At 54.9% G+C, this 20832-nt stretch carries 21 protein-coding genes and 2 pseudogenes; 4 read left to right on the top strand and 19 right to left on the bottom strand.

Annotated features, from left to right (window positions below):
• Positions 1-30 precede the first annotated feature (30 nt).
• The 19 genes and pseudogenes from ATI45_RS13865 to ATI45_RS13955 form a co-directional block, all read right to left on the bottom strand.
• Positions 31-420: pseudogene (locus ATI45_RS13865) on the bottom strand (type II toxin-antitoxin system RelB/DinJ family antitoxin); the annotation flags it as partial.
• Positions 421-602: 182 nt separating this feature from the next.
• Entirely contained in the window at positions 603-1040 is a 438-nt protein-coding gene (locus tag ATI45_RS13870) for a response regulator (RefSeq protein ID WP_098420054.1), read from the bottom strand.
• A gap of 13 nt (positions 1041-1053) precedes the next feature.
• Entirely contained in the window at positions 1054-2532 is a 1479-nt protein-coding gene (locus ATI45_RS13875) for a PAS domain-containing sensor histidine kinase (RefSeq protein WP_098420055.1), read from the bottom strand.
• A 55-nt stretch (positions 2533-2587) separates the two neighbouring features.
• Positions 2588-3394, bottom strand: coding sequence for a GvpL/GvpF family gas vesicle protein (locus ATI45_RS13880; protein WP_098420056.1), 807 nt, complete (start codon positions 3392-3394; stop codon positions 2588-2590).
• Positions 3391-5547 carry a CDC48 family AAA ATPase gene (locus ATI45_RS13885; protein ID WP_098420057.1) on the bottom strand — a complete coding sequence of 719 codons (2157 nt, stop codon included), beginning with the start codon at positions 5545-5547 and terminating at the stop codon, positions 3391-3393. Before ATI45_RS13885 ends, ATI45_RS13880 begins: the two co-directional genes overlap by 4 nt.
• A 70-nt stretch (positions 5548-5617) precedes the next feature.
• Positions 5618-6220: an Hsp20/alpha crystallin family protein gene (locus ATI45_RS13890; RefSeq protein ID WP_098420058.1), complete on the bottom strand. Its 603-nt coding sequence runs from the start codon at positions 6218-6220 to the stop codon at positions 5618-5620.
• A gap of 42 nt (positions 6221-6262) precedes the next feature.
• Positions 6263-6592, bottom strand: coding sequence for a gas vesicle protein (locus tag ATI45_RS13895; protein ID WP_228706033.1), 330 nt, complete (start codon positions 6590-6592; stop codon positions 6263-6265).
• A 7-nt stretch (positions 6593-6599) separates the two neighbouring features.
• Positions 6600-6890: a gas vesicle protein K gene (locus ATI45_RS13900; RefSeq protein WP_098420061.1), complete on the bottom strand. Its 291-nt coding sequence runs from the start codon at positions 6888-6890 to the stop codon at positions 6600-6602.
• A complete protein-coding gene (gene gvpJ, locus ATI45_RS13905; protein ID WP_098420062.1) occupies positions 6887-7093 on the bottom strand; it encodes a gas vesicle protein GvpJ in 207 nt (68 codons plus the stop codon). The genes ATI45_RS13900 and gvpJ overlap by 4 nt, the downstream gene beginning before the upstream one ends.
• Before the next feature lie 20 nt (positions 7094-7113).
• The gene (locus ATI45_RS13910; protein ID WP_098420064.1) at positions 7114-7419 is read right to left on the bottom strand and encodes a hypothetical protein; all 306 of its coding nucleotides are present in this window, start codon (positions 7417-7419) and stop codon (positions 7114-7116) included.
• Positions 7420-7468: 49 nt separating this feature from the next.
• Positions 7469-9376, bottom strand: coding sequence for an ArsA family ATPase (locus ATI45_RS13915; protein WP_179888067.1), 1908 nt, complete (start codon positions 9374-9376; stop codon positions 7469-7471).
• A gap of 47 nt (positions 9377-9423) precedes the next feature.
• Complete coding sequence (locus ATI45_RS13920; RefSeq protein ID WP_098420068.1) at positions 9424-9708, bottom strand: gas vesicle protein GvpG; 285 nt, start codon at positions 9706-9708, stop codon at positions 9424-9426.
• On the bottom strand, positions 9692-10474 hold the full coding sequence (locus ATI45_RS13925) for a GvpL/GvpF family gas vesicle protein (RefSeq protein WP_179888413.1): 783 nt from the start codon (positions 10472-10474) through the stop codon (positions 9692-9694). Before ATI45_RS13925 ends, ATI45_RS13920 begins: the two co-directional genes overlap by 17 nt.
• Before the next feature lie 369 nt (positions 10475-10843).
• Positions 10844-11068, bottom strand: a complete 225-nt coding sequence (locus tag ATI45_RS13930) for a hypothetical protein (RefSeq protein WP_143751164.1) — start codon at positions 11066-11068, stop codon at positions 10844-10846.
• Positions 11069-11180: 112 nt separating this feature from the next.
• Positions 11181-12173 carry a gas vesicle protein GvpN gene (gene gvpN / locus ATI45_RS13935; RefSeq protein WP_098420074.1) on the bottom strand — a complete coding sequence of 331 codons (993 nt, stop codon included), beginning with the start codon at positions 12171-12173 and terminating at the stop codon, positions 11181-11183.
• Positions 12174-12333: 160 nt separating this feature from the next.
• Entirely contained in the window at positions 12334-13359 is a 1026-nt protein-coding gene (locus tag ATI45_RS13940) for a hypothetical protein (protein ID WP_098420076.1), read from the bottom strand.
• 100 nt (positions 13360-13459) lie between these two features.
• Positions 13460-13678, bottom strand: a complete 219-nt coding sequence (gene gvpA, locus ATI45_RS13945; RefSeq protein WP_098420078.1) for a gas vesicle structural protein GvpA — start codon at positions 13676-13678, stop codon at positions 13460-13462.
• A gap of 404 nt (positions 13679-14082) precedes the next feature.
• A complete protein-coding gene (locus ATI45_RS13950) occupies positions 14083-14706 on the bottom strand; it encodes a hypothetical protein (protein WP_098420080.1) in 624 nt (207 codons plus the stop codon).
• Positions 14707-14846: 140 nt separating this feature from the next.
• Positions 14847-16514: a sigma-54-dependent transcriptional regulator gene (locus ATI45_RS13955; protein ID WP_143751165.1), complete on the bottom strand. Its 1668-nt coding sequence runs from the start codon at positions 16512-16514 to the stop codon at positions 14847-14849.
• Positions 16515-17483: 969 nt separating this feature from the next.
• Here ATI45_RS13955 and ATI45_RS13965 point away from each other — a divergent pair.
• From ATI45_RS13965 to ATI45_RS13980, 4 genes and pseudogenes are all read left to right on the top strand, one after another.
• Positions 17484-17705: pseudogene (locus ATI45_RS13965) on the top strand (transposase); the annotation flags it as partial.
• A gap of 203 nt (positions 17706-17908) precedes the next feature.
• Positions 17909-18883: a TRAP transporter substrate-binding protein gene (locus ATI45_RS13970; RefSeq protein ID WP_218926142.1), complete on the top strand. Its 975-nt coding sequence runs from the start codon at positions 17909-17911 to the stop codon at positions 18881-18883.
• 69 nt (positions 18884-18952) lie between these two features.
• On the top strand, positions 18953-19546 hold the full coding sequence (locus tag ATI45_RS13975; RefSeq protein WP_098420085.1) for a TRAP transporter small permease: 594 nt from the start codon (positions 18953-18955) through the stop codon (positions 19544-19546).
• Between the two features lie 2 nt (positions 19547-19548).
• Positions 19549-20829, top strand: a complete 1281-nt coding sequence (locus ATI45_RS13980; RefSeq protein ID WP_098420087.1) for a TRAP transporter large permease — start codon at positions 19549-19551, stop codon at positions 20827-20829.
• The last annotated feature ends 3 nt before the right edge of the window (positions 20830-20832 follow it).

Genomic DNA, 20832 nt, shown 5'->3' on the forward strand with positions numbered 1-20832 from the left:
TGAACTGGCCAGAATAGACAGGATTGCGCATTAGATACCCAGTTCATCGAACAAAGCATCAGCACTTTCTGCACGGTGTAAATCCTCCCCGCGCTCACTTTTAGCCAGAGTCTCAGCGGTAAGCCGATTAGGCACGCGCATTTCAAAAGGCAAGCCCTGTTCGCTGACGACTTTGGTCAGGGCAATGCGTACAAAATCAGACACGGTAAGCCCCATAGTAGCCAGTATCGTGGTGGCCTCATTTTTTAGATGTTCGTCAATTCGGTAATAGGGATCTATCCCAATACAGTGCCCACCCACCAGGCCGGGTTTAAACGGCAGGAAGTTCCACTTGATGCCGGCGGCGGCCAGTACTTCGTGGGTGTCGATGTTCATGCGCCTGAAGATCATCGCCAGTTCGTTCACCAGCGCGATGTTCACAGGGACTGCAAACCAGAGACAGATTTGAAATCTGTCTCTGGTTCAGGCTTTGCAGGTCAGGTAGTACGGATCTACCTCAGCTCCAGAAAAAGCAGCCCGCGGTAAGCGCCAATAAATCAGCACCTACATTCAGTAGACACTGAGAGCTTCAATCACCAACCTCAACCTTCAATCTTCAATCTTCAATCTTCAAATACGATCGGGACAGCGCTCGAAATCGCATCTCGGATAAGAAGAAGAAGATCATCATGAACAATCGGTTTCGTGGCAAAAGCGGCAAAGAGTCCTGAACTCAAAACCTCACTAACGGCCGCATCGTCGTCATAGAAATAGCCGGAGACAAGAATCAACGGCGATTGACAGGGTGTTTCGATCCGAATTCGTCGTGCCAGATCGATCCCGTCAATGTCAGGGAGCTTGGCGTCTACCAAGACGATGCAAAACTTCGAGGCCTTCAGACTCTTTATCGCCTCAACACCGGATGATGCGCTCGCGACCGTGAATCCATTGCTTTCCAAGAGGTGGTGCAGGGACCAACGCACACCGGGTTCGTCATCGATGATCAAAATAGTGTCACGCTGCGCTGGGGCCTGTCGCAATGGAGCCGGGTCTCTACTCATCGTTGAGCCCGCGCTACCTTGTCGACAGACGAATCGTGAAGGTACTTCCTTTCCCAGTCACGCTATCCACATCGATGCTGCCCTCGTGCTGGCTAATGATGGTGTGACAGATGGACAGTCCCAGCCCGGTCCCACTGCCAGCGGCTTTGGTGGTGAAGAAGGGGTCAAATATTTTGGCCCTATTAGCCTCCGCAATGCCACAACCTGTGTCGCGAACAACAATAACTGCCCATCCATCCTCATGGAGGACGGCAATCTTGAGTTCACCCCCATCAGGCATCGCGGCATAGGCGTTAAAAATCAGATTCATTAACACCTGCTGGAGCTGGCTCACGTTGCCGTTGATGAAAATGCTGACTGCAGGATAGTTCTCCGTCACGGTGACCTTTTGTAGTGCCCCCTGATTGCTAAGGAGACGTGCGGTCTCGCGTACGACGGGCACGAGGTCGATGATCTTCGTGTTGCCGACCTCCGACGGCCTGGAAAAGCGCAGAAGGTTTTCAATAATGCCGGATGCCCGCTCTATGCCGGCGAGAATCTTTTGCACGCATTCTGCGTGGAATGCGGGGTCCGGGGCACCCTCATTCAGAAATTGTGCGGCCGAATAGCTGACGGACAGAGGGTTGCGCAGTTCATGCGCGATTCCTCCGGCCATGACCCCCAGCGCGGCCAGTTTCACGTTCTGAGCTAGTTGCGCTTCGAACGCATGCCGCTCAGTCAGATCACGGCCGACTGCCACCAGAGCGCTCACTTTCCCGGATTCGTCGCGCATGTAAGAGAATGCCCACGCCACCGGAATCAGTGCCCCTGAACTAGCGACGAGACGCAACTCCCTCGGGCGTACCGATTTCCCTCGAGCCAGCTGCTGAATCATTGACTTCATATCTTCCTGATCACCGTGTTCGCACAGATCAAACATAGCGCGACCCTGCACGTCTCTGGATGAAAAGCCGGTGACTCGCTCCGCAGCGGGGTTCCAGGTGACGATGCAGCCTTCGGCATCGGCAGACACCAGGAGATCGTTGGCGTATTCGACCACATTCGCCAGACGCATTTGAACCAGATGAGCCTGCTCCACCAGGCGCACCTTTTCTGTAATATCGTCCATCAGGATCATGGCGCACTCAACCCGACCTTCGGCCTTGACGGGAACCACCGTGTAGTAGTAAATGCGGGTTGGAATTCCCGGAGCGCGATAGGTAATCTGATCTCCACGCAACAACTCGCCTTGCTCAAACACTCGCCGAACTTTGGCTTCTATTTTAGTGAATTCCAGAATGGGCGTCGGGAAGACATCGTTCATCGATGCGCCTATCGTCGAACGCTCGTTGCGGCGGCCCTTCTCGAGGAAATTTCGGTTCGCCGAAATGACCCGCAGCGACCGGTCCACCAGCAGCACTGAGGACGGGATACTCTCAAGCAGCATGTCGTAGAGTTGTTCTTGCCATTTTTCCGGTGACGATAAAATATTCGAACTCACGCGTCTAGCCATCGCTCATTCCTCCGCCTTGCATAGCCTGTATATCGATAGGGGTCTTCACTGAAGATTAGCTTTCTGCCCGCAGATCTGGGCAAAAATTATAGGGCGGCCACGGGCCTTTCAGTTCCAGTGTCAAGCCGTCCTCGCGCCCGGCTTCCTGCAACGCAGAGAGCGCCGCACGAAAGGCGGGCAGGGCCGGATCGGCCACCAGGAAACCACTGTTGAAAACCATGCATTCCGGGCGCCCGGACGCCTCGCTGGAAAGAAGCCGCAATTCAGCAGTTTCCACGGCATGGGCCTGAAGCGCATCGCTCATATTGCGGGCTTGATCGGCCACCCACACCCGTAATGCCGCATCGAGCATGACATCGATCTGTTTCTGCTGCAGATACCGAGCCCCAGGTGCTGAAGACAGTGCCGCGAACCGGGCCTGGATGGCGGGGTTCGCGGCCCTCACGCTAGATCGAGCGCGCTCCTCGTCCAGATAAGCCTTGATGCTCCATTCCGATTCTCCACGCAGCTTTTCAAGAAACGCGGCAATACGCTCCCGATGCTGGGTCAGGAGTCGGGTCAAGCTCTCCGCCGAGTCAAAGATCGTGCCGAATTTAACCGGCAGAACCGATGAGACGGCCATGATTTTTTCCACGAGCGCGGCATGACGATAGGCCCGTGGCCCCACCCATTCCATGGACTGAAGGTTCTGCTCATTAAATTCACCGGCATCGATTTCTCCGATCACGGCTACGATGCCGTCTCGTTCCAGCGTCAACAGGGGAAAGCGTTCATCAATTCCTGCACTTTCCTGTTGAGACAGTTGTTTCACCATAGCGACACAAGCCGAGCCGGCCAGACAATATAGATAGATCGAGTTCATCGATTGATACCTGTTAGGGCGGCTTCAAAATGCCGCTGCTGGAGAACCACCGCGCCCTCAATCTTGCGAGTGCTTTGCACCCGTTCCCGGACGGCATTGAGCGCCGCGTTCTGACAAATCGCAGCCAGGTCGGCGCCCGAAAGCCCCTCGGTCCGGGGAATCAGTTCTTCGATGGAAAGGCCCTTGGCCAGGCGCTTTTTGCGCGTGTGCACCTTTAAGACGGCAAGGCGTTCCCGTGCGTCTGGGGGTGGAATTACCACCTTCACGTCGAAGCGTCCTGGACGCAACAGAGCCGGATCAATCATGTCTGGGCGATTTGTTGCAGCCAGGATCAGCACACCGGTCAGCTTCTCGATCCCGTCCAGTTCCGTCAGGAATTGACCCACCACCCGGTCACTGACGGGAGACTCCGAAGAGCCGCCACCCCGTTGTGGCACCAAGGCATCAATCTCGTCAAAGAACACCAGACAGGGCGCTGCCTGCTTAGCCTTGCGGAACACCTCGCGCACCGCCGATTCCGACTCGCCGACGTATTTCGACAGTAATGCAGGCCCTTTGACGCTGATAAAATTCATCTCGGACATACTGGCCGCTGCTTGGGCGAGTAGTGTCTTGCCGCAACCTGGAGGCCCGACCAGGAGAATCCCTTTGGGCGGCTTCACATCGGCCGCTTCCAACAGCTCTCGATATTTCTGCGGCCACTCGATGGCTTCCTGTAGCAGCGTCTTTATCTCCTCCAGGCCTCCGACGTCGTCCCACGTCGTCGTTGGCACCTCGACGAACACCTCGCGCAGCGCCGAGGGCTCCACCTCACGCAGTGCGGCCAGGAAATCTTCCCTTGAAACTTCCAATTGCATCAGCGTGTCGTAGGGGATAGCAGACTGTGCGAGGTCGATGTCCGGAAGAATCCGCCGCAGGCAGGTCATGGCCGCCTCCCGGCAGAGTGCCTCGATATCAGCGCCCACGAATCCGTATGTGATACGGGCCAGATCGTTCAGGTCGCTGTCCTTCGCCAAAGGCATGCCGCGGCTGTGGATCTCCAGAATCTGCAAGCGTCCATGACGGTCCGGAACCGGCAGCACGATCTCCCGGTCAAAGCGGCCAGGACGGCGCAACGCCGGATCAAGCAGGTTTGGCAGGTTGGTGGCGGCAATGACTATCACCTTGCCCCGGCTCTTCAACCCATCCATCAGCGTCAGCAGTTGCGCGACGACCCTGCGCTCGACCTGCTTTTCTCCGCCCAGCTCCTCGCGCTTGGGCGCGATGGCCTCGATCTCGTCGATAAAAATAATGCTGGGGGCGTGACGCTCGGCCTCCTCAAACACCGATCGCAGCTTCGCTTCCGACTCACCATAGAACTTGCCAATGATTTCCGGCCCGCTGAGAGAAATAAAGTGAGCATCCGTCTCGTTGGCCACCGCACGTGCGACCAAGGTCTTGCCGGTTCCGGGTGAACCGTGCAGCAGCACTCCCTTGGGCGCTTCAATGCCCAGCTTCTCGAAAATCTGCGGGTGACGCAGCGGCAACTCGATCATCTCGCGGATCTTCTGAACGACGATGCTCAACCCGCCGATGTCTTCGTAGGAGACGGTGAGCCGCCCCGATTTTCGGTTTTCCTGCCCCACTGAGGCCACATCAACCGTCAAAAGGGTGGTCGGTGCAATCAGCACCGGCCCCTTCGGTGTCGTCTCACGGACGATAAATTCAGTGTGCCGACTGCCAAACAAAGTGGCACGGATTCGATCGCCCTGAATCACCGGAAGGCCATCCAGAAGGCTCCCGATATACTTCATATCACGCTCGCCTGGCACCACATCGGTGGGCGAAAGTACCAGCTTCTGCGCCGGCTGCGTCGCCACTTTGCGCACCGTCACGATTTCATCGAGCGCCACTCCGGCGTTGACCCTTGAGAGACCATCGAGCTGCACCTTGGCCCCGTTCCTGGACTCCTTGTACGCGGGCATCAGCTTGCAGACACTGCTGCGTTTCCCGGAAACTTCGATGATCTCGCCGATCTTGGCCCCTAGCGCCTCAATATCGGCCGGATCCATCCTGGCTAGCGCCCGACCAGCGTCTTTGCCGAGGGCTTCACTGACTTTAAGCCGCAGCGCGTCTTCGGCCGGCTTCTTCGTCTCACGGGTTTTTTTCTGCATCGAACTCTCCGGTTTTCGCCACGCGGTCATCCCCTCATTTCACAAGACGAGAGGACCAAGGGGTGCGTGCTTATTTATTGAGCCGTATTTCTACGATTCCGCCGCGGCAGGTAAAGCTCATCTTGTCCGCTGAGAAGCTGACCGGCAAGAGCATTTCCTTGCGGTATTTTTTCTCACCCCGCTCGGCTGCCAGCGTCAGGATATCGTCGTGGAGTTCCAGTCGCACATCTTCCTGCGTGACGCCCGGCACTTCAGCGACGATCAGGATATGCGTTGGCTCATCGAACAGATCGGTCATGGGCTCCCGAATTTCCCGGACTTCCACGACGCCGCTGCGCTCGTCCTTTCGAATGTTGCCAAAGGGTTCGACTTTGACTCCTTGTTCGCCCAAGCCGGTCTTGAATGAAAACCCGTACACGCCCTGCAGACGTTTGTCCGGCCCCAGATCGAACTTGCCGCTCTTGCTCGTGACGCCGCCGGTTTTGTCCGCCTCGTCAGCCAGTTTTCCAAGCTGGTCAATGAGCCCGCCAAGCCCGCCTAAAAATCCGTCTAAGCCCGACTCTTCAGGCTTCGACGCTGCCGGCCCTGCAAACAGACCCCCGAGCCGGCGCCGGATCTCTTCCAAGCGCTGTTTGCCTTCGGAAAACTGCCCTGATTTGTCCTTGTTTGCCATGTATTTCTCCTAAGTTTGTTAGCGCTTCGTCCTTGAAGCCGTTCAGCTCGGTGCGGCCGGTTGGCGGGCAAGGTCTTGCTCCAAATGGGCGATTCGCGCTCGAAGCGTATCGAGTTCCTGATTGTCATCTTGTTGCTTCGCCCCCGAATTGAGATAGGGATTGGTCATCCACCAATCAATGCCCATCTCTTGGGCCTTGTCCACGGAACAAATCAAAAGGCGGATCTGAATCGTCAGCAATTCGATATCCACCAGGTTGATCTTGATATCGCCGGCGATCACCACGCCCTTGTCCAGAATACGCTCCAGAACATCGGCAAGAGTGGACGAATCTGTGGAGTGCGTCATTGAGTTTTCGTTCTTATTCATCATGTTTGTCCTAAAGTAATTTCCCCAACGGACCGAGATCAAGGTTCAGTTCGGCATCGGTCAACCCGAAATCTTTTTTCAGCCGTTCCATTTCCTCATCTAATCTTAAAAAGGTCAGGCCCAGGCGCTCGATTTCTTCCTCCGAAAGCGTGCCACCCTCTATGCGCCGGAGCGACTGCTTTTCCAGCAATTGCCGGATCAACTCAACCAACGTCAGAACAAGTTGCCCGAGTCCTTTGCGCATATTTTCCGGATCTAGCGCTATACGCGGCGACGGCGAAGGGCTTTCGGGTTCTGTCATGCTTGTTCTTCCAGTGCCCGCTTCAGCTTCGCTTCATTAGCGGTTTCTACCGAAGTCAGCGTGAGGTTCATGCCCAGATAGATCAAATCGATATCGGCCACCGAAATAACGATTTCGCCGACCACCACCACGCCTGTGTTCAAAACCCGGTCCAGGGTTTCGCACAAAGACATGCTGTCTGAATAGTTAACAGGTTTATTCATCGTCGCAGAACTCCTTCAAATTACAACAGACGCTCATAGACAGCACGCGCCACATGCCTGGCGCCGTCCCGCTCATACGCGTCCGCCTGATCCAGCAGGCTCACGCACGCGCCCTCCGCTTGCGCCGTACCGGGGTGGTTTTCCAGCACATTCCAGTACATCTCCATCGCCTGCCGCAGATTGCCTTCACTGCGGTAGCGGTGCGCCATGCCCAACAGACGATCGAGTACCCTGCCGTTCACAGACGGATCCCCCGCGGCTTCTCCCGCGCCACCGGTTGGTGCAATCGCTGGTTTCGTCATACCCAATACGGTTTCCGTTTGCATACAATGCTCCTTTTTTCGTGATGTTCAACGAGATTTTGATCGTGTGGGCTTAGTTTAAGCCGTCATAAAGTGAGCGCCCCAGGATGCCCAGTCGCTCCCGCTCAACTGATTCTTGCCAGTATACAACGGTGAGACTTTGCTCTCGGAATGTCTCCTGATACCGCTCCAACAGAAGCAGCTCCCCGCGCCGCAGCGCGGAACAGGTCGAACATGAAGACTCCGGCGTGACCATATTCACGAACAACACCGGAGCTGAGGCCCGCAGTCGCTCACAAGCAGCCACCAGGTCCCCGGTTTCTTCATACGCCATCTCGGTGGGAATCGTCACCACCATCAGCGACGCCCGTTCCGGATCGGTCAGAACGCGCCGGAACTGTTTTACCTTCTTGGAGAGATCCACCATGGCCTGCGTAACTTTCGGCAGCCGAAACACCTGCCGATATTTAAGGAGTATGCTGAAAAAAGTCTTCAACCAGGCCTCGATCAGCTCTGGCATCTCCAGGAAGCGCAGAAGATGACCCGTTGGAGCGGTATCCAGAATAAACAGGTCATAGCGTCCCTGGTCCATCAGTTCCACGATCCTCGTGATCGCAAGCATCTCATCCAGACCCGGTGGGGCGGTGTCCATGAGGCGCTCTATCACTTCCTGATCGAATTCAACGTGGATATGAGCCTGCGCCGACAGGCGCTCAAAGACCCCCGCCACTTCATCGGCATAGAGTTGTTTTAATCGTGCGTGTTCAGCTTCTGGATCGAGCTCTATCGCGCTCAGCCCGCGGCTAATCCGCACTTCATCAGGTCCGATCTGCCGGTTCAAGCAGGTGGACAGTGAATGTGCCGGATCGATGGAAACAAGCAGAATTTCCTTGTCTTGCCACTCTTCAGCCAGCCGCAGCGCCGAAGCGCATGCCAGGGTTGTTTTCCCCACCCCGCCCTTGCCCGCAAAAAAAAGCAGCTTCATAAAGGAGGAGGGAAGGCAAGCCGGATTTTTCACCGCGGCAAAAGACTCAAGAGCAGGCGCAGGGACAGGCGCGCTCGCAGGAGCAAGCTGCTGCCATGCGTCCAGCGGCCGCAACTGCTCCCACAGGGATGTCAGTCGCTCCGTGCCCCGCGTTTCTTCAAGTACCAATGGCAATCCCCATGGCTCATGGCCGGGAAAGATTCGCTGGCTATCCGCGATCAGCGCTGTTTGTGTCGCCACCCGCGCCGAGCAGAGCGGGCATTCAGGCTGAGAATGGAGCAGCCGGTTAACCACCAGCTCGCGCACGGGAATCTGAAGCGAGGCCAGTTCCTCCAGCATCCGGCGCGTGACATGCACGCTGAGCCTCTCGGCCAGCAACACCGGCACGAAGCGGCATTGCGCTGACGACTGAAGCAATGTCCACAGGTAGCGAAGGTCGGATGCCATCTCTTCCAGATAGAGATCTACTGCATCCTTGACGTAACGTTTGCTGAAAAGATTCACCATAAACCGATGCTTGGCTAGCATCGTATCCAGGACTACCAGCCATTTGCGCATCAGTTCGGGAAGCGCGAGCAGCCGAAGCGTGTGGCCAGCCGGCGCCGTATCTACCACGATGCAAGCATAACGATCTTCCTTGACCCATGCCACGACCTCCAGTAAGGCCATCATTTCATCCAGACCCGGCATCGACAAGCCCAACAGTTGAGCGATATCGGCCTCATCAAGAAACGTGCCGCGCAGCGCGATAGTGCGTAGATGATGGTGATGCCGCGCCCGAAACCGCGCCAGACTGCCCTGCGGGTCAATTTCCCGCAGCGTCAGGTTTTGACCCAACGCGCCGCCAGCCAGACAATCACGCAGAGAATGGGCCGGGTCGGTGGACACCAGCAAGTACGAACGTGCGGGATTCTTCGCGGCCAAGTGGAGCGCAGCCGCAGCCGCACAGGTGGTTTTCCCCACCCCGCCCTTCCCGCCAAACAGCAGCAGACGCAAGCCCTCGTCTCCAAGGAAACCCGGCAAGGAACGAGAGGCGCTAATCGTCACGGTTCATTGCCCTCGGGTTCATCCATCGCTTCAGTCGCGTCCGGTGCGCCCTCCTCGCGCTCCCAGATTTCATCTAGCCGGTCAAGCAGCACTTTCTCTTCGGCCGCAAACTGCTCATCCGTGAGCTCCCCGGTTTCGAGCTGCATGTAAAGCTCGCTCAGCGCGTGGGTGATGTTATCGGCCTCTCCGTCAATTTCCTGCTGCGCCGATTTGTGGACTTCCTTGAACACCCAAATCAGACTGTTGAACGGCGCGAGCAGAATGTTATCGACGAGAAACATGGCTGCTCTTTATATTAAGCTCGATATGGACGAAATTGTGAGGAGCCCAAGGACCGTTGAAATCGAACGCGAAGTTATTGTCGAATTGACCGGCCGCCGCCAACACGGCGTCTTCAAATGCTTTGAGGTCTTCGCGCTTGACTAGGCAGGCCAGATTCATCACCTCCAGATTATTGCGCGGCGGGTTGGGTTTGATCTCCACGCAGTGGGCACTCAGCACCGGCAGAACAGTTGCCGTATGGGTCTCCCGCTCCGCGGTCAACAAACGGTCGAACTGACCTCCCAGCTCGATCTTGGTCCCGCGCATGGGTTCTTGCGGACCCCCATACGCGGTATCACGCGCGTCCCTCAGGTCGCGATGTGTGCTTACTATATATTCGTAAATATTCGGCACATCAAAGCGCACGCGCAGCCCCATCTCTACCTTTCCCCTCAGGCTGTCGAGTTGTTCTACGAGGAGCGCGCTATTCTTGGAAAGAAGAAACTCCACCGCCTGATGGCGGTCGGCAATAGTACCAAAAGCCACTGGCAGTATGGTGCTCTCCTGCATTAGCAATTTGATCACGCCATTGTGAGAAGCCAAGTTGGCGCGCTCAGGCCGCACGCGTTTAGCTGCGATGCCACTGACCACTGCTGCAACCGGGCCTTTGGTGATCGTTGTCACGAGCGCGCCATTGATTCCGATATTTCCCCATTTGCCGGCTTGACTGGCATCGATAATGGCGTACAAGTATCGCCGTGATGTGGACGGGTTAACTTTCTTCATGTCGGAAATTTCCAAAGATTGCATTGTTCAACGCGCTAGGAGTCTGCACGACAGAAGGGCTACGCTTGGAACTTGAGTAAATTTAGCGACACGGTGTCTTCCCGCAATTTGTCCTGATTCGCCCTCTTACCACTCTCGGACCAGGCGTAGCAATAGGTGTCTGCGAAAGCCGCCTCACGCTTAGGATGTCTTTTCGCGCACGATAGACCAAGCCGCGGGGATCGCGTGCCAGCACCACCTGGAATGCCGCCGTCTTCAATGAAGAAGTGACATTGGCGCAAGTTCGAATACAAATACTCATAGCATCTCCTTTTTATGGTGGACTATAGTTTACCCCATCTCACGGTCAACCGTGGTCTATGCCGGCCATCAATAAGACAAGCGCCTGCTCTTCGCCTTGCCCGGTGGCACCGTGTGGGTCGGGGAAGAGTCAGCCTCTGCTACACTTGGCGCATCCATGGAGGGCTTCTCCACAAAGCGGTGGAGTCGCTGTGCCTTGATGTCAATTTCCGCAATCCGCTTGCGGATATCCGCACAGCGCCGCTCTGCGCGCTGCATCTCGGTAGTGAGCCGCAGTGTCTCGACTCCCAGCATGGATAATTCCAACAAAGCCCCATGCGAAGTCCTGCTGCTGCGGGCGTCCCTCAGCCCAGCCATGGTACGAAGATGGGTCACCCCGCGACGTTCGATGCTCATAGCCGTACTCCTATTTACGCGCGTGCACTGCGGGACTGGCACGTTTCTGTTTGGGGACTTGAACCGTAGCCTCAATGGGCTTGACCGCAACGGTACAGAATCTGTCGATGATCTCATCCAACCGTTCCAAACCCAGCGCCTGACTATCGTGTGTAACCTTGACGCAATCGATATTCATTACGTCATGACACATTTGGCGGAACAGCGGATCTGAAGCGTCAACGACGCTACCTCGCGACGCCACGATGCGCGCCAGCATGACGCAGGCCCGAATCGTCGGAAGCGCGTTGTTGACCCCTATGGTTCGAAACTCGCGGACCATCTCCACGATTGCCTGCGCCTGTATTCGGGGCAGCCCAGATTTCGCTTGGGTGATCGCTATTTCTGTTTCCGCGTCATGGCGATCCAGTTTGATCGTGATCATCCGGTCTAGCAGCGCGTCTTGAGTCTTATGAACCCCGGCGTACTCTTCAGGATTGCTAGTAAAAATGGCGCTGAACTCGGAGTGTACTTGCAGATAACTCTCGCCGCCCCGCAAGCTGGGCAACACCAGCAGTCGCTCTTCAAGGACTGAAAGCAACACATTATTGGCCTCGGGACGGGACCGAGTGAACTCGTCATAGATCAGCGTAAACCCATGCTTGCACGCCGACGTCAGTCGGTTATCAACCCATTGCTTGGAGACGCTCTCTTCTTTTTTGATCACCGAGGGGACGTAATTGTCGATCACCTGGGTCGAACGATAACCATTGTTTCCACCCACCAGATCCGAACTGCCAAATTCGTCGTCACCTTGGATGAGAATCACTTGGGGTTCCAGTTGGGCAGCCACATGCATCGCCAATGCCGTCTTTCCGGTTCCTGCGGGTCCGCTAAAATGAACCGGATAGCCCGCCCTGATGTAGCTCAGTGCCCGCTGCGTGATATCTTGGATATAATCGGTCTCGACGAAATCCGGCCTCTTGTCCAATGTCAGCAATGTTAAATTTTCAGCTTGTCCCATTACACTTTTCCCTCTTCGCGCGTTGTAGTTGTGATCTCCCCCAGCCCCCGACACTTCAAACAAGGCAAGCCATTTGATTTTTCAGAGGCCTGCCCTGCCTGTGCAGTACGCGCAATCGATTTCAGATGACCGGAAATAATTCAAGCTGCCAGGGGGGCTATCAGCCGCCCTTGGACGGGGTATAGAGCCGCGCCCCGTCATCTCTCAGGGCCTCTCCTTTTTCGATCAACCCCTTCATAATTTTGCCGACTTCAATGGCAGGCAGCGACACCTGCGCGCCGATTTGACTGGCGGAAATACCATTCGGGTTTTCTCGTACGATTTGGAGGACTTGGAGGACTTTTTCCTCACCTGACATCTTGGATCCGTCCTTGCTTGGCTGTGATTTTGCTTCGATTTCCGGGTAATCAGCCGCGCGCGCGTCAAAGTCGGACTTTTTCATCACTTTTCCCGCCAGTCCAAAACCCCCGCCCTCCGCCTTGACGGCCGCTTGGGAGGTCTCACCTGACATGGCAGACCCTCTGTTGTTCCTGTTGTTCCATATCTGAGCGGCAGCTTGCATGTCATCGCGCAACTCAATTTGCGTCTTGTTGAAGCCAAGCTTCAATTTGGTGACATCGCCGCGAAGCGTTGCTGTGTCGGCACTTAATGTTTTCCGCAATTGCCCTGCCATCTCGCCATGCGTTTGCTTGAACCCGCCGAGCATAACGTCAGCCCCGTTTCGAATCGAAAGCGCGAAGTTCTCGAGGTCTTGAGAAAGCTTTTGTGACATGTTTTGACGTGACACGCTGAACTCGCCCATCAGCCTGTCATTCCCTTTGACGCGCGCCTGGTTATCGTTGGTAAATTGCTTCTGTTGGGCCCTGGCCATGGCAGCATGTTCCATGGAACTACCGGCCCGCAAGGATGCTACAGAAATTGAAATTTGATTGGTCGCTTGTGAGAGCCCGCGCCGCAGATCGCGCCCCATGCGGCCCTGGTCCTCGCGATGCCCCCGGCGCATCGAATCGACCTGATGTGCCCGTGCGCTGCATCCGGCAGCAAGGCTGGACTTCTGTTGGTGCGACATGCTCGCTTGCGCATGGCCAAATTCGGACAGCATACTCTTCACGGTCAGAATGCAGTCTCGCCTTGAGGCAACGACAGATTCCGTCAGTGACGCCATTTGTTCTGTGAACTTACCCATAGAACACCTCTATCGTATTCAGATTTTAATGCCCTTAAATTACCCGGCTGGGAAAGAACTTAAGTGTCTCTCCCGGCCAGGCAACTGTCTGGGTACTACCTTACGCGGGCGATGCTGCACTGGCTGTGAGGCCAATAGCTTCCGCATACTTGAGGTAAGTTTCGACCGACGCAATCACTACGCGCAGCTCAATCGACACTAGTTCGATGCCGACCAAAGATACTTTGACCCAGGCGTCAATGACAATACCTTTGTCCAAGATACGGTCAACTACTTCTGCCAGGCTCGAAGAGTCTGTTGATTTTTGTACGTTCGCCATTTAAATAGCTCCTAAAGTTTCTTCTGAAGGGTCTAAACCCATGTGTCACGGCCGGAATAGGGTTAACTTCCGGCCGCACTTAATATAAGCATATTACGTGCCAAAACGCAGGGGAATGAAAACCTTCCCCGCTCCCAAGGGGAGATTTGCGCATTAGGGAAGGTCTGCACAGGTCCGCTTTGACGAGTCAGTCTAAGAAATAACCATTAAAATCAACATTTTATACAAACTCTTCAGCAAGCCCAGTGAGAGCGCTGTCCTTGTGCCGAGCTTCTTTGGCCTTAGTGTCCCAAGTGACTTAGCACGGGGAGAGGAATAAGCATTCACGCTTCGAATTTGAGATGTAGGGAATATTTCTCCTATTTGGCATGAAAATAGGTAAGAACTTCCCGGGAGTGTTGCCCCTATTTCGTTTTGGCACCCTTGGCACTAAGCGATGGCATAAGGTGCTTCACCTGTATATCCGGGTGCAGGAGCGCTTCAACCGAGTGAGCCAGGCCCAAGAACAGGAAACCGATCTCGTCCGCGCACAAGGTGTCGTTGATACGTTGGGCAATGTAGTGATCTCGTTCGGCCAGGAGTTTGTGGCCCTCGTCGATCGCTGGTGCGGCATCGGCTTTCTCGGACACAGACGGTGCCGCCAGTCCAGCGCGGAGCAATGTGAGCTCCTGCACTAGTAACTCCGGGGATTCGGTTCCCATCAACGCGGCCCCTTTTTGCATCAAGTCCAGCAGCAATTGATGGTTCTTGCTGCCGCGACCGGCCACCTCCTTCACGAGCTCTTCTTCGCGGCCACATTCAGGTAAGCCGTCCTGGTAAAGACGAATCCTTTCATACGGCAAAGCCAGGGCCTCGATCAACTGCCAGATCAACTGACGAATGCCAGTCCAGAGTCCGTGAATCACCTCCAGATGCTCTTCCCATTTGGCCAAGCCGTACTTTTGCACGTACTCCTGTTTGGCTTGATCGGAGAAGGACCCCATGTCCTGCTCTGTATGAATAATGGGGACTAAGATAAGCAATCGCATGGCAAATTCCTCTAAGTGTTTACGGGTGGACTTGGATTCGAAAGAAATTTAAAGGGCTCTTTTGTACGAGAAGACATTCGAGAAACGCCAGTATGGGGCTCAGCAAAAGAAGTGGCAAAATTCGATGGCTATATCGTACGTTAAACAAAGACATCGCGTTTCCCTAAGATCTTGTGAAACTTCAATTTACTGCAAAGCGTCTTATAATCGATCTGAAGTAGGCGGGCGGCCAATGCCTTATTGTTATTTGTCTGCTCCAACATCCGGGACAGTATCTGTTGTTCTGCAGAGTGGCGTACCGCGTCGATGATATCCTTAAACGGAACCTGTCCGTCCGACCCTTGCGGAAAGGCGTCCGGGTGGAGCGGACACGATGCGTCGCACAAGCTACGGGAAGTCTGCGGTGTGGGTGTTGGGCCAAGGCCACAGGGATAGCCCCGGTCATCGTCTTGAGCCCTCCCGGACAGCTCGAAGTGTTGGGAGAGTGCATCGGCGGTAACCATGCCGTTTTGATCCATATTCAGCACCAGCGCGTGGCGAATCGCATTGCGCAGCTCGCGGACATTGCCCGGCCAGTCCTGATGCTGGAGTAAATCTAAACCTTCTTCCGAAATGCCGGTGACGGACGTGCGATGTTCTCGGCGCTCAATGCCCAAGAAGTGTCGGACCAGATCGGGGATATCCTCTTTGCGTTCGCGCAGAGGTGGAAGAACTACAGGGTATTCGTTGAGCCGGTAATAGAGATCCGAACGGAATTCCTTCTTTTGAATCATCTGTTCAAGACTCACATTGCTCGATGCAATGATTCGGGCAGTTAGCCGGCGCGTGTGCGTTCCGCCAATCCTTCGAAACTCCCGGGCCTCGACGACCCGCATGAGACGGGTTTGCATCAGTAGCGGAAGACTGCTGATTTCGTCGAGGAAAAGGGTTCCCCCCTGGGCTAAGTCGAACACTCCAGGGTGGGATTCAACAGCCCCCGTGAACGCCCCTTTCTTATGCCCAAAGAGCTCGGACTCGATCAGCGACTCGGGGATGGCGCCGCAGTCCAACGCGATAAACGGCCCGCCCCTCCCGGCGCTGAGGTCATGGATGGCCCGGGACACAAGTTCCTTTCCGGTCCCCGTTTCCCCGTGTAATAAGACCGTCAAATCGGTTGGGGCAACGTGTTTCACGGCATGAATAACTCTCTGGGCTTTAGTTCCCACCCCCATGGACTCAATCAGGCGCGCCAGTGTCTCTGCCCTTTCCGGTTGCACCAGAGCGCGTGGCACCGAACGTTTTTCTGGCCCGAGCCAAGCCATCGAATTCGCCAGTACGCGCCGCAAGCTCCGTTCAAGCATCCGATGGTCGTAAGGCTTGGTTAAGTAGTCATTGGCGCCGCGCCTGAGTGACGCCGCCGCATCCTGAACATTCCCGTAGCCTGTGAGCATGATCACAGGCGTGTCGTACCGCTTGCGGATTTCCTGCAGTACCTCATGGCCGCTCAGGTCGCCCAGGCGAACATCGAGCAACACTGCATCAACCTTCTGCGTTGACAGGGTCGCCAGTGCGTCTCTTCCGGTCTCCGCCAGCAGCGGCACAAAGCCCACTTTCCGAACGAAGGTGGAAAGGGTCCAGCGAGCGTCCTCCATGTCGTCCACTATGAGAACCGTGATCGCGTCGGCCATGTAACCCCTTATTTTCGTTATTGTAGCCGCGCCCTGACGGAACTGGCTTTCGGCTTCGGCACATACACGGCGGGCATCGATCATGCGGGCGCCGGACAGGGAAAGCTCGGCGACGCAAATGGCTCTTGCCTTGCTGCTCAATGCTGATGCGTGCCATGAACGCTCTGGTCACCGAATCGAAGATGTGCGCTTCAGTGGCCACAGCATCGGCTTGCCGGTCCTCGGGCAGGGTCGCCGGCATAGTGCGTGGCAAAAGACAGGATTCGAACCTGTGACCACTGCCTTCGGAGGGCATCTCCTGGCTGCGTTTTAGATTGGGAGCAATCGGTTTAAAGCGAGATGATTCAGGTATCTACTTATCCTGTCGGCACTTCAAGAAAACCCTGTTTAAACCGTTAGTTGTACGATTGAAACCGATTCTGGGCACAATGCCGTCTGGTTTCAAATGTCCGAATTTGACCAAAATGATCGCTGCACTAAGTTCCAGTTCCATAAGCGTACTCACCAAGACCGCAGTAAGCAATATACTTAATTCTGTCTGGTTCACGCTGTCCAAAATCGGACAGTTTATGTGGTCTGATGACTAACGCGTTCACTAGCTTTCGTTAATTGTTGAAAAACTCCGGTCGTCAAAAAGTGCGAATCGTTAGATAAATATCTGCACAGCGATATAGGAATAATTTTTATCAACGATGGAGCGTAAGCGTCTGGTAAACCCATCTTGAGCCCGACGCCGCAGACGTCAAGATAGTGTCCACTTATTTCTTAGTGGACACTTGTTATGAACAACCTAAGCGTAACCCGCCCGTATCGAAAACGCCGTCAACACATCCAAGAATTCAAAGCCCAGCTAGTGCCTATCCATAAATTTGTAACATTTTGAAAAATAATGAAATATTTTAGAAATGTATTAAAAAATCCTCTTGAACTTGTTAAGTTAAAGGTACGAAGAATAACCAAAAAAACAAGAGGATTCCGCATGCGAAAAACCCGCATTGCTCAGGCAAGCATATTTGAAAACTACTCAAAACACGAATTTGGAGCTCGACTTCGGGCGCTATCAAATCGACTGGATCAATACCCAGAAATACTACGCTTGGTCGCCGACGATCTCCGGTTGGTTTATCACTTAATGCCATGGGCGTTAAATCGAAAACATTTGTTCGATTACGCCATTTCAGGGCAGGGGTCGAAGGGAATATCTCAGAACTCAAAAGGGCATTTGGTGCATCGAAGGTCAACTGGAAAGGGCTCGATGGTTTCAGGGCTTATGTCTGGTCATCGGTTCTGAGCTACAATCTGGTGCGTTTGGCGAGGCTAGACTCTGGCTAGACTCTGGCTAGGATCAACGGTGGTGTCGGCTGATAAATATCTGTAAGCCTATGGGCAGCGCAGTGGAAACCTGCGGCGAAAATTCAAGATAAAAGACCATGAAGTAACGATTCAGGTCAGTCAAGGGCCGCTACGAAGTCCGGATCAGTTTGAACCGGAACGAAAAGATTAAAACAGGGTGTTTTTTCAAAAAACACCCATTTATGGATAGGCACGAGTTAGTCGGCGACCACGGTTCGCATACCCTACGCATGGGTATTGGCCTTTCTGAAAGCTCGCCGCAGTTCATTTCCAGCCAATACTTTGGCGAAATTCTGGAGCAGCGCACTGACGGCCGCATTACCGTTAACGTGTTTCCTAACAGCCAGTTAGGCGACGACGTACAGATGCTGGAAATGCTGCAAACGGGCACGCTGGATATGACCTATCCGTCTAGCTCAGCAACCACGGGCTACGTTGAGGAGCTTGCTGCCTTCGACTTGCCGTTTCTACTGCCTAATCGTGACGCCGCTGTGGCTGTCATGCGCAGCGACGTGGCCCAGGGCATGCTGGACGCCTTTGAAGGCACCGGTTTAAAGGCCCTGACCTTCTCTGAAAACGGTTACCGTCAGCTTTCTAACAGCGCTCGCCCGGTGGCTAGCCCTGAGGATGTTGCAGGGCTGGATGTGCGCGGATTAAGCGTCCGTACGATGGAAAACCCCGTACACCTGGCTATATGGGAAGCCTTGGGCGCTAACCCAACGCCGATGGCTTTTGGTGAGCTGTTTTCCGCTATGGAGCAGGGCGTCGTTGATGGCCAGGAAAACCCATGGAGCACCATCCTGTCCTCTAACTTCAACGAAGTTCAGAATTATGGCACTGAAACACGCCACGTCTATACACCATTCATTATGATGCTTTCCGAGCGTACCTGGGACCGTATGGCGCCCGAGTATCAAGAACTGGTGCTGGAAGCAGCGCGTCAGTCCGCTAAATACCAGATTCAGCTGTCTGCTGAGTACGATGATTGGTCGCGCGACCAGCTAATAGAGCGTGGCATGGAAATTACCAGCCTGAATGATGAGCAGCTAGCCGCTTTCCAAACCGCCGTTCAGCCGGTTTATGCAGAGTGGGCTCCGCGCATTGGCGAAGACCTGATCGCCGACATTCAAAAGGTTGCTGAAGAAAGCAGCAACTAGACCTTAGGTTTAGCGCGCCATCGGGCAGGCATTGTGCCTGCCCAACGTGTCAGTGCCCTTGGAGCTCCTATGTCACCCTCCTCTACGCCCCCTGATGATCCCTCGCCGATCGAAGATCCATCGGTGTATCTGGACGACCCCAACCGCAAGCTATTGGAAATCGATACTGATACCCACCAAGGCCCGGCGCTGTTTCGCTGGCTCACCTTAGGTATGGAGTATCTGATCGGCGCCATTTTAGTCGCGTTGATTGTGTCCGTTTCCTGCAACGTGGTCGGTCGTGCGCTGTTTAATAACTCGCTGCCGTGGGCAGATGAGCTGGCACGTATGCTGTTTATATGGCTGGTATTTATCGGCGCCGCCGCGGCGTTTTCCCGCTATGAGCACATTGCCGTCGACGCACTGGTGCGGCGCCTGCCGCTGCGCACGGCGCATATGCTTTATCTCCTGCAGCACTTGATTATTACCGGCCTGATGGTGGTGATGATTTGGGGTGGTTACCAAGTGCTGACGCGTTCAAGTGGACGTTCGGCGATTATGGACGTGCCGCTGAGTTTTATCAGCCTTTCGCTGGTGCTATGCGTCATCTTTATTGCGGCGGTATCGATTTGGCGGATGTGGGTCAGCCTGAACGTAATTCGCCGCCCAGAGCGGGAAGGTTAATCATGCTATGGATTTTTCTGGCTATTTTATTGGTCTCTATTGTTATTGGGCTACCCATTGCCTTTGGCTTAGGCGTGGCGGCGCTGGTGATGGCGGTACTCTCTGATATTCCGCTGTCGATCATGATCGAGCAGTCTATTCGCGGTGTTAACAGCTTTCCATTGCTGGCGATCCCGTTCTTTATTTTAATGGGTGAGGTGATGAGTCATGGCGGCATCGCTCGCCGTTTGATGGAGTTGGCTGGCGCGCTGGTCGGCTTTATGCGTGGCGGGTTGGGGCAGGTAGCCATCACCGGGTCAATGTTCTTCGGCGGCATCAGTGGTTCAGCGGTGGCTGATACGGCGGCCACCGGCGCGATGATGATTCCTTCGATGAAAGAGCAGGGTTACACCGCAGCCAATGCCACAGCAATCAATACCGTGTCATCGGTGATCGGGATCATTATTCCGCCGTCAATTCCTCTCATTTTGTACGGTATCGTCACCGAAACGTCCATCAGCCGCCTATTCATCGCCGGTATTATTCCAGGATTACTGATTGGCTTTGCGCTGATGGTGACCACGTATATTCTCGCCACCAAGCAAGGCGGCGGTGTGCGAAAGTTCCGTTGGGATCGTCTCTGGAAGGCTTTTAAAGCGGCCTGGCTTGCATTAGTGCTGCCGATCATTGTGATTGGCGGTATTATCGGCGGCGTTTTTACTGCCACGGAAGCCGCCGTAGCAGCACTGCTCTATGCGCTGGCTATTTCGCTGGTGGTTTATCGTGAATTCAAGCTCAAAGAGCTAGGCGGCATGCTGATTCGCACTGCCCGTTTGACCGGCATGGTGATGATGCTGCTGGCGTTTGCAACGGTGATTGCCTGGTTTTTAACCATCAATATGGTGCCGCAAACCCTGGTCGGCCAAGTCAAGACGATCACTCAAGACCCATTTCTGCTGCTATTAATTGTTGCCTTTTTGCTGCTGTTAATTGGCTTTGTAATGGACTTAACCCCAGCGATGGTGATCATGGCGCCCATGCTGGCGCCTATTGTGACCTCAGTGGGCGTCGATGCGGCCTACTTTGGCGTACTGATGGCGTTTATCTTAGGCATTGGGCTATTAACTCCGCCGGTGGGCACCTGCCTTTACGTAGGTTGCGGCGTGGGCAAGGTCTCCATGGAGTCTCTAGTCAAAGCCATGTTGCCTTATTACGCTGCACTTCTCGTCGTGCTGGTGATTCTGATTGCCGTCCCGGACATCGTTACCTGGCTGCCTGACCTGACCGCGGTGCGCGGCAATTAATAG

The sequence above is a fragment of the Marinobacter sp. LV10MA510-1 genome (assembly GCF_002563885.1).
Taxonomy (GTDB): Bacteria; Pseudomonadota; Gammaproteobacteria; order Pseudomonadales; family Oleiphilaceae; genus Marinobacter.

Bases quoted from the DNA above. Each gene is read 5' to 3' on its own strand.
- ATI45_RS13950 (WP_098420080.1), bottom strand. From the start codon at position 14,706: ATGCGATTGCTTATCTTAGTCCCCATTATTCATACAGAGCAGGACATG.
- ATI45_RS13940 (WP_098420076.1), bottom strand. From the start codon at position 13,359: ATGGGTAAGTTCACAGAACAAATGGCGTCACTGACGGAATCTGTCGTT.
- ATI45_RS13980 (WP_098420087.1), top strand. From the start codon at position 19,549: ATGCTATGGATTTTTCTGGCTATTTTATTGGTCTCTATTGTTATTGGG.
- ATI45_RS13900 (WP_098420061.1), bottom strand. From the start codon at position 6,890: ATGACAGAACCCGAAAGCCCTTCGCCGTCGCCGCGTATAGCGCTAGAT.
- ATI45_RS13890 (WP_098420058.1), bottom strand. From the start codon at position 6,220: ATGGCAAACAAGGACAAATCAGGGCAGTTTTCCGAAGGCAAACAGCGC.
- gvpN (WP_098420074.1), bottom strand. From the start codon at position 12,173: ATGGGACAAGCTGAAAATTTAACATTGCTGACATTGGACAAGAGGCCG.
- ATI45_RS13975 (WP_098420085.1), top strand. From the start codon at position 18,953: ATGTCACCCTCCTCTACGCCCCCTGATGATCCCTCGCCGATCGAAGAT.
- ATI45_RS13920 (WP_098420068.1), bottom strand. From the start codon at position 9,708: ATGTTTCTCGTCGATAACATTCTGCTCGCGCCGTTCAACAGTCTGATT.
- ATI45_RS13875 (WP_098420055.1), bottom strand. From the start codon at position 2,532: ATGGCTAGACGCGTGAGTTCGAATATTTTATCGTCACCGGAAAAATGG.
- ATI45_RS13895 (WP_228706033.1), bottom strand. From the start codon at position 6,592: ATGATGAATAAGAACGAAAACTCAATGACGCACTCCACAGATTCGTCC.
- ATI45_RS13885 (WP_098420057.1), bottom strand. From the start codon at position 5,547: ATGCAGAAAAAAACCCGTGAGACGAAGAAGCCGGCCGAAGACGCGCTG.
- ATI45_RS13970 (WP_218926142.1), top strand. From the start codon at position 17,909: ATGGATAGGCACGAGTTAGTCGGCGACCACGGTTCGCATACCCTACGC.
- ATI45_RS13925 (WP_179888413.1), bottom strand. From the start codon at position 10,474: ATGAAGAAAGTTAACCCGTCCACATCACGGCGATACTTGTACGCCATT.
- ATI45_RS13870 (WP_098420054.1), bottom strand. From the start codon at position 1,040: ATGAGTAGAGACCCGGCTCCATTGCGACAGGCCCCAGCGCAGCGTGAC.
- ATI45_RS13880 (WP_098420056.1), bottom strand. From the start codon at position 3,394: ATGAACTCGATCTATCTATATTGTCTGGCCGGCTCGGCTTGTGTCGCT.
- gvpJ (WP_098420062.1), bottom strand. From the start codon at position 7,093: ATGAATAAACCTGTTAACTATTCAGACAGCATGTCTTTGTGCGAAACC.
- ATI45_RS13910 (WP_098420064.1), bottom strand. From the start codon at position 7,419: ATGCAAACGGAAACCGTATTGGGTATGACGAAACCAGCGATTGCACCA.
- ATI45_RS13930 (WP_143751164.1), bottom strand. From the start codon at position 11,068: ATGCTGGGAGTCGAGACACTGCGGCTCACTACCGAGATGCAGCGCGCA.
- gvpA (WP_098420078.1), bottom strand. From the start codon at position 13,678: ATGGCGAACGTACAAAAATCAACAGACTCTTCGAGCCTGGCAGAAGTA.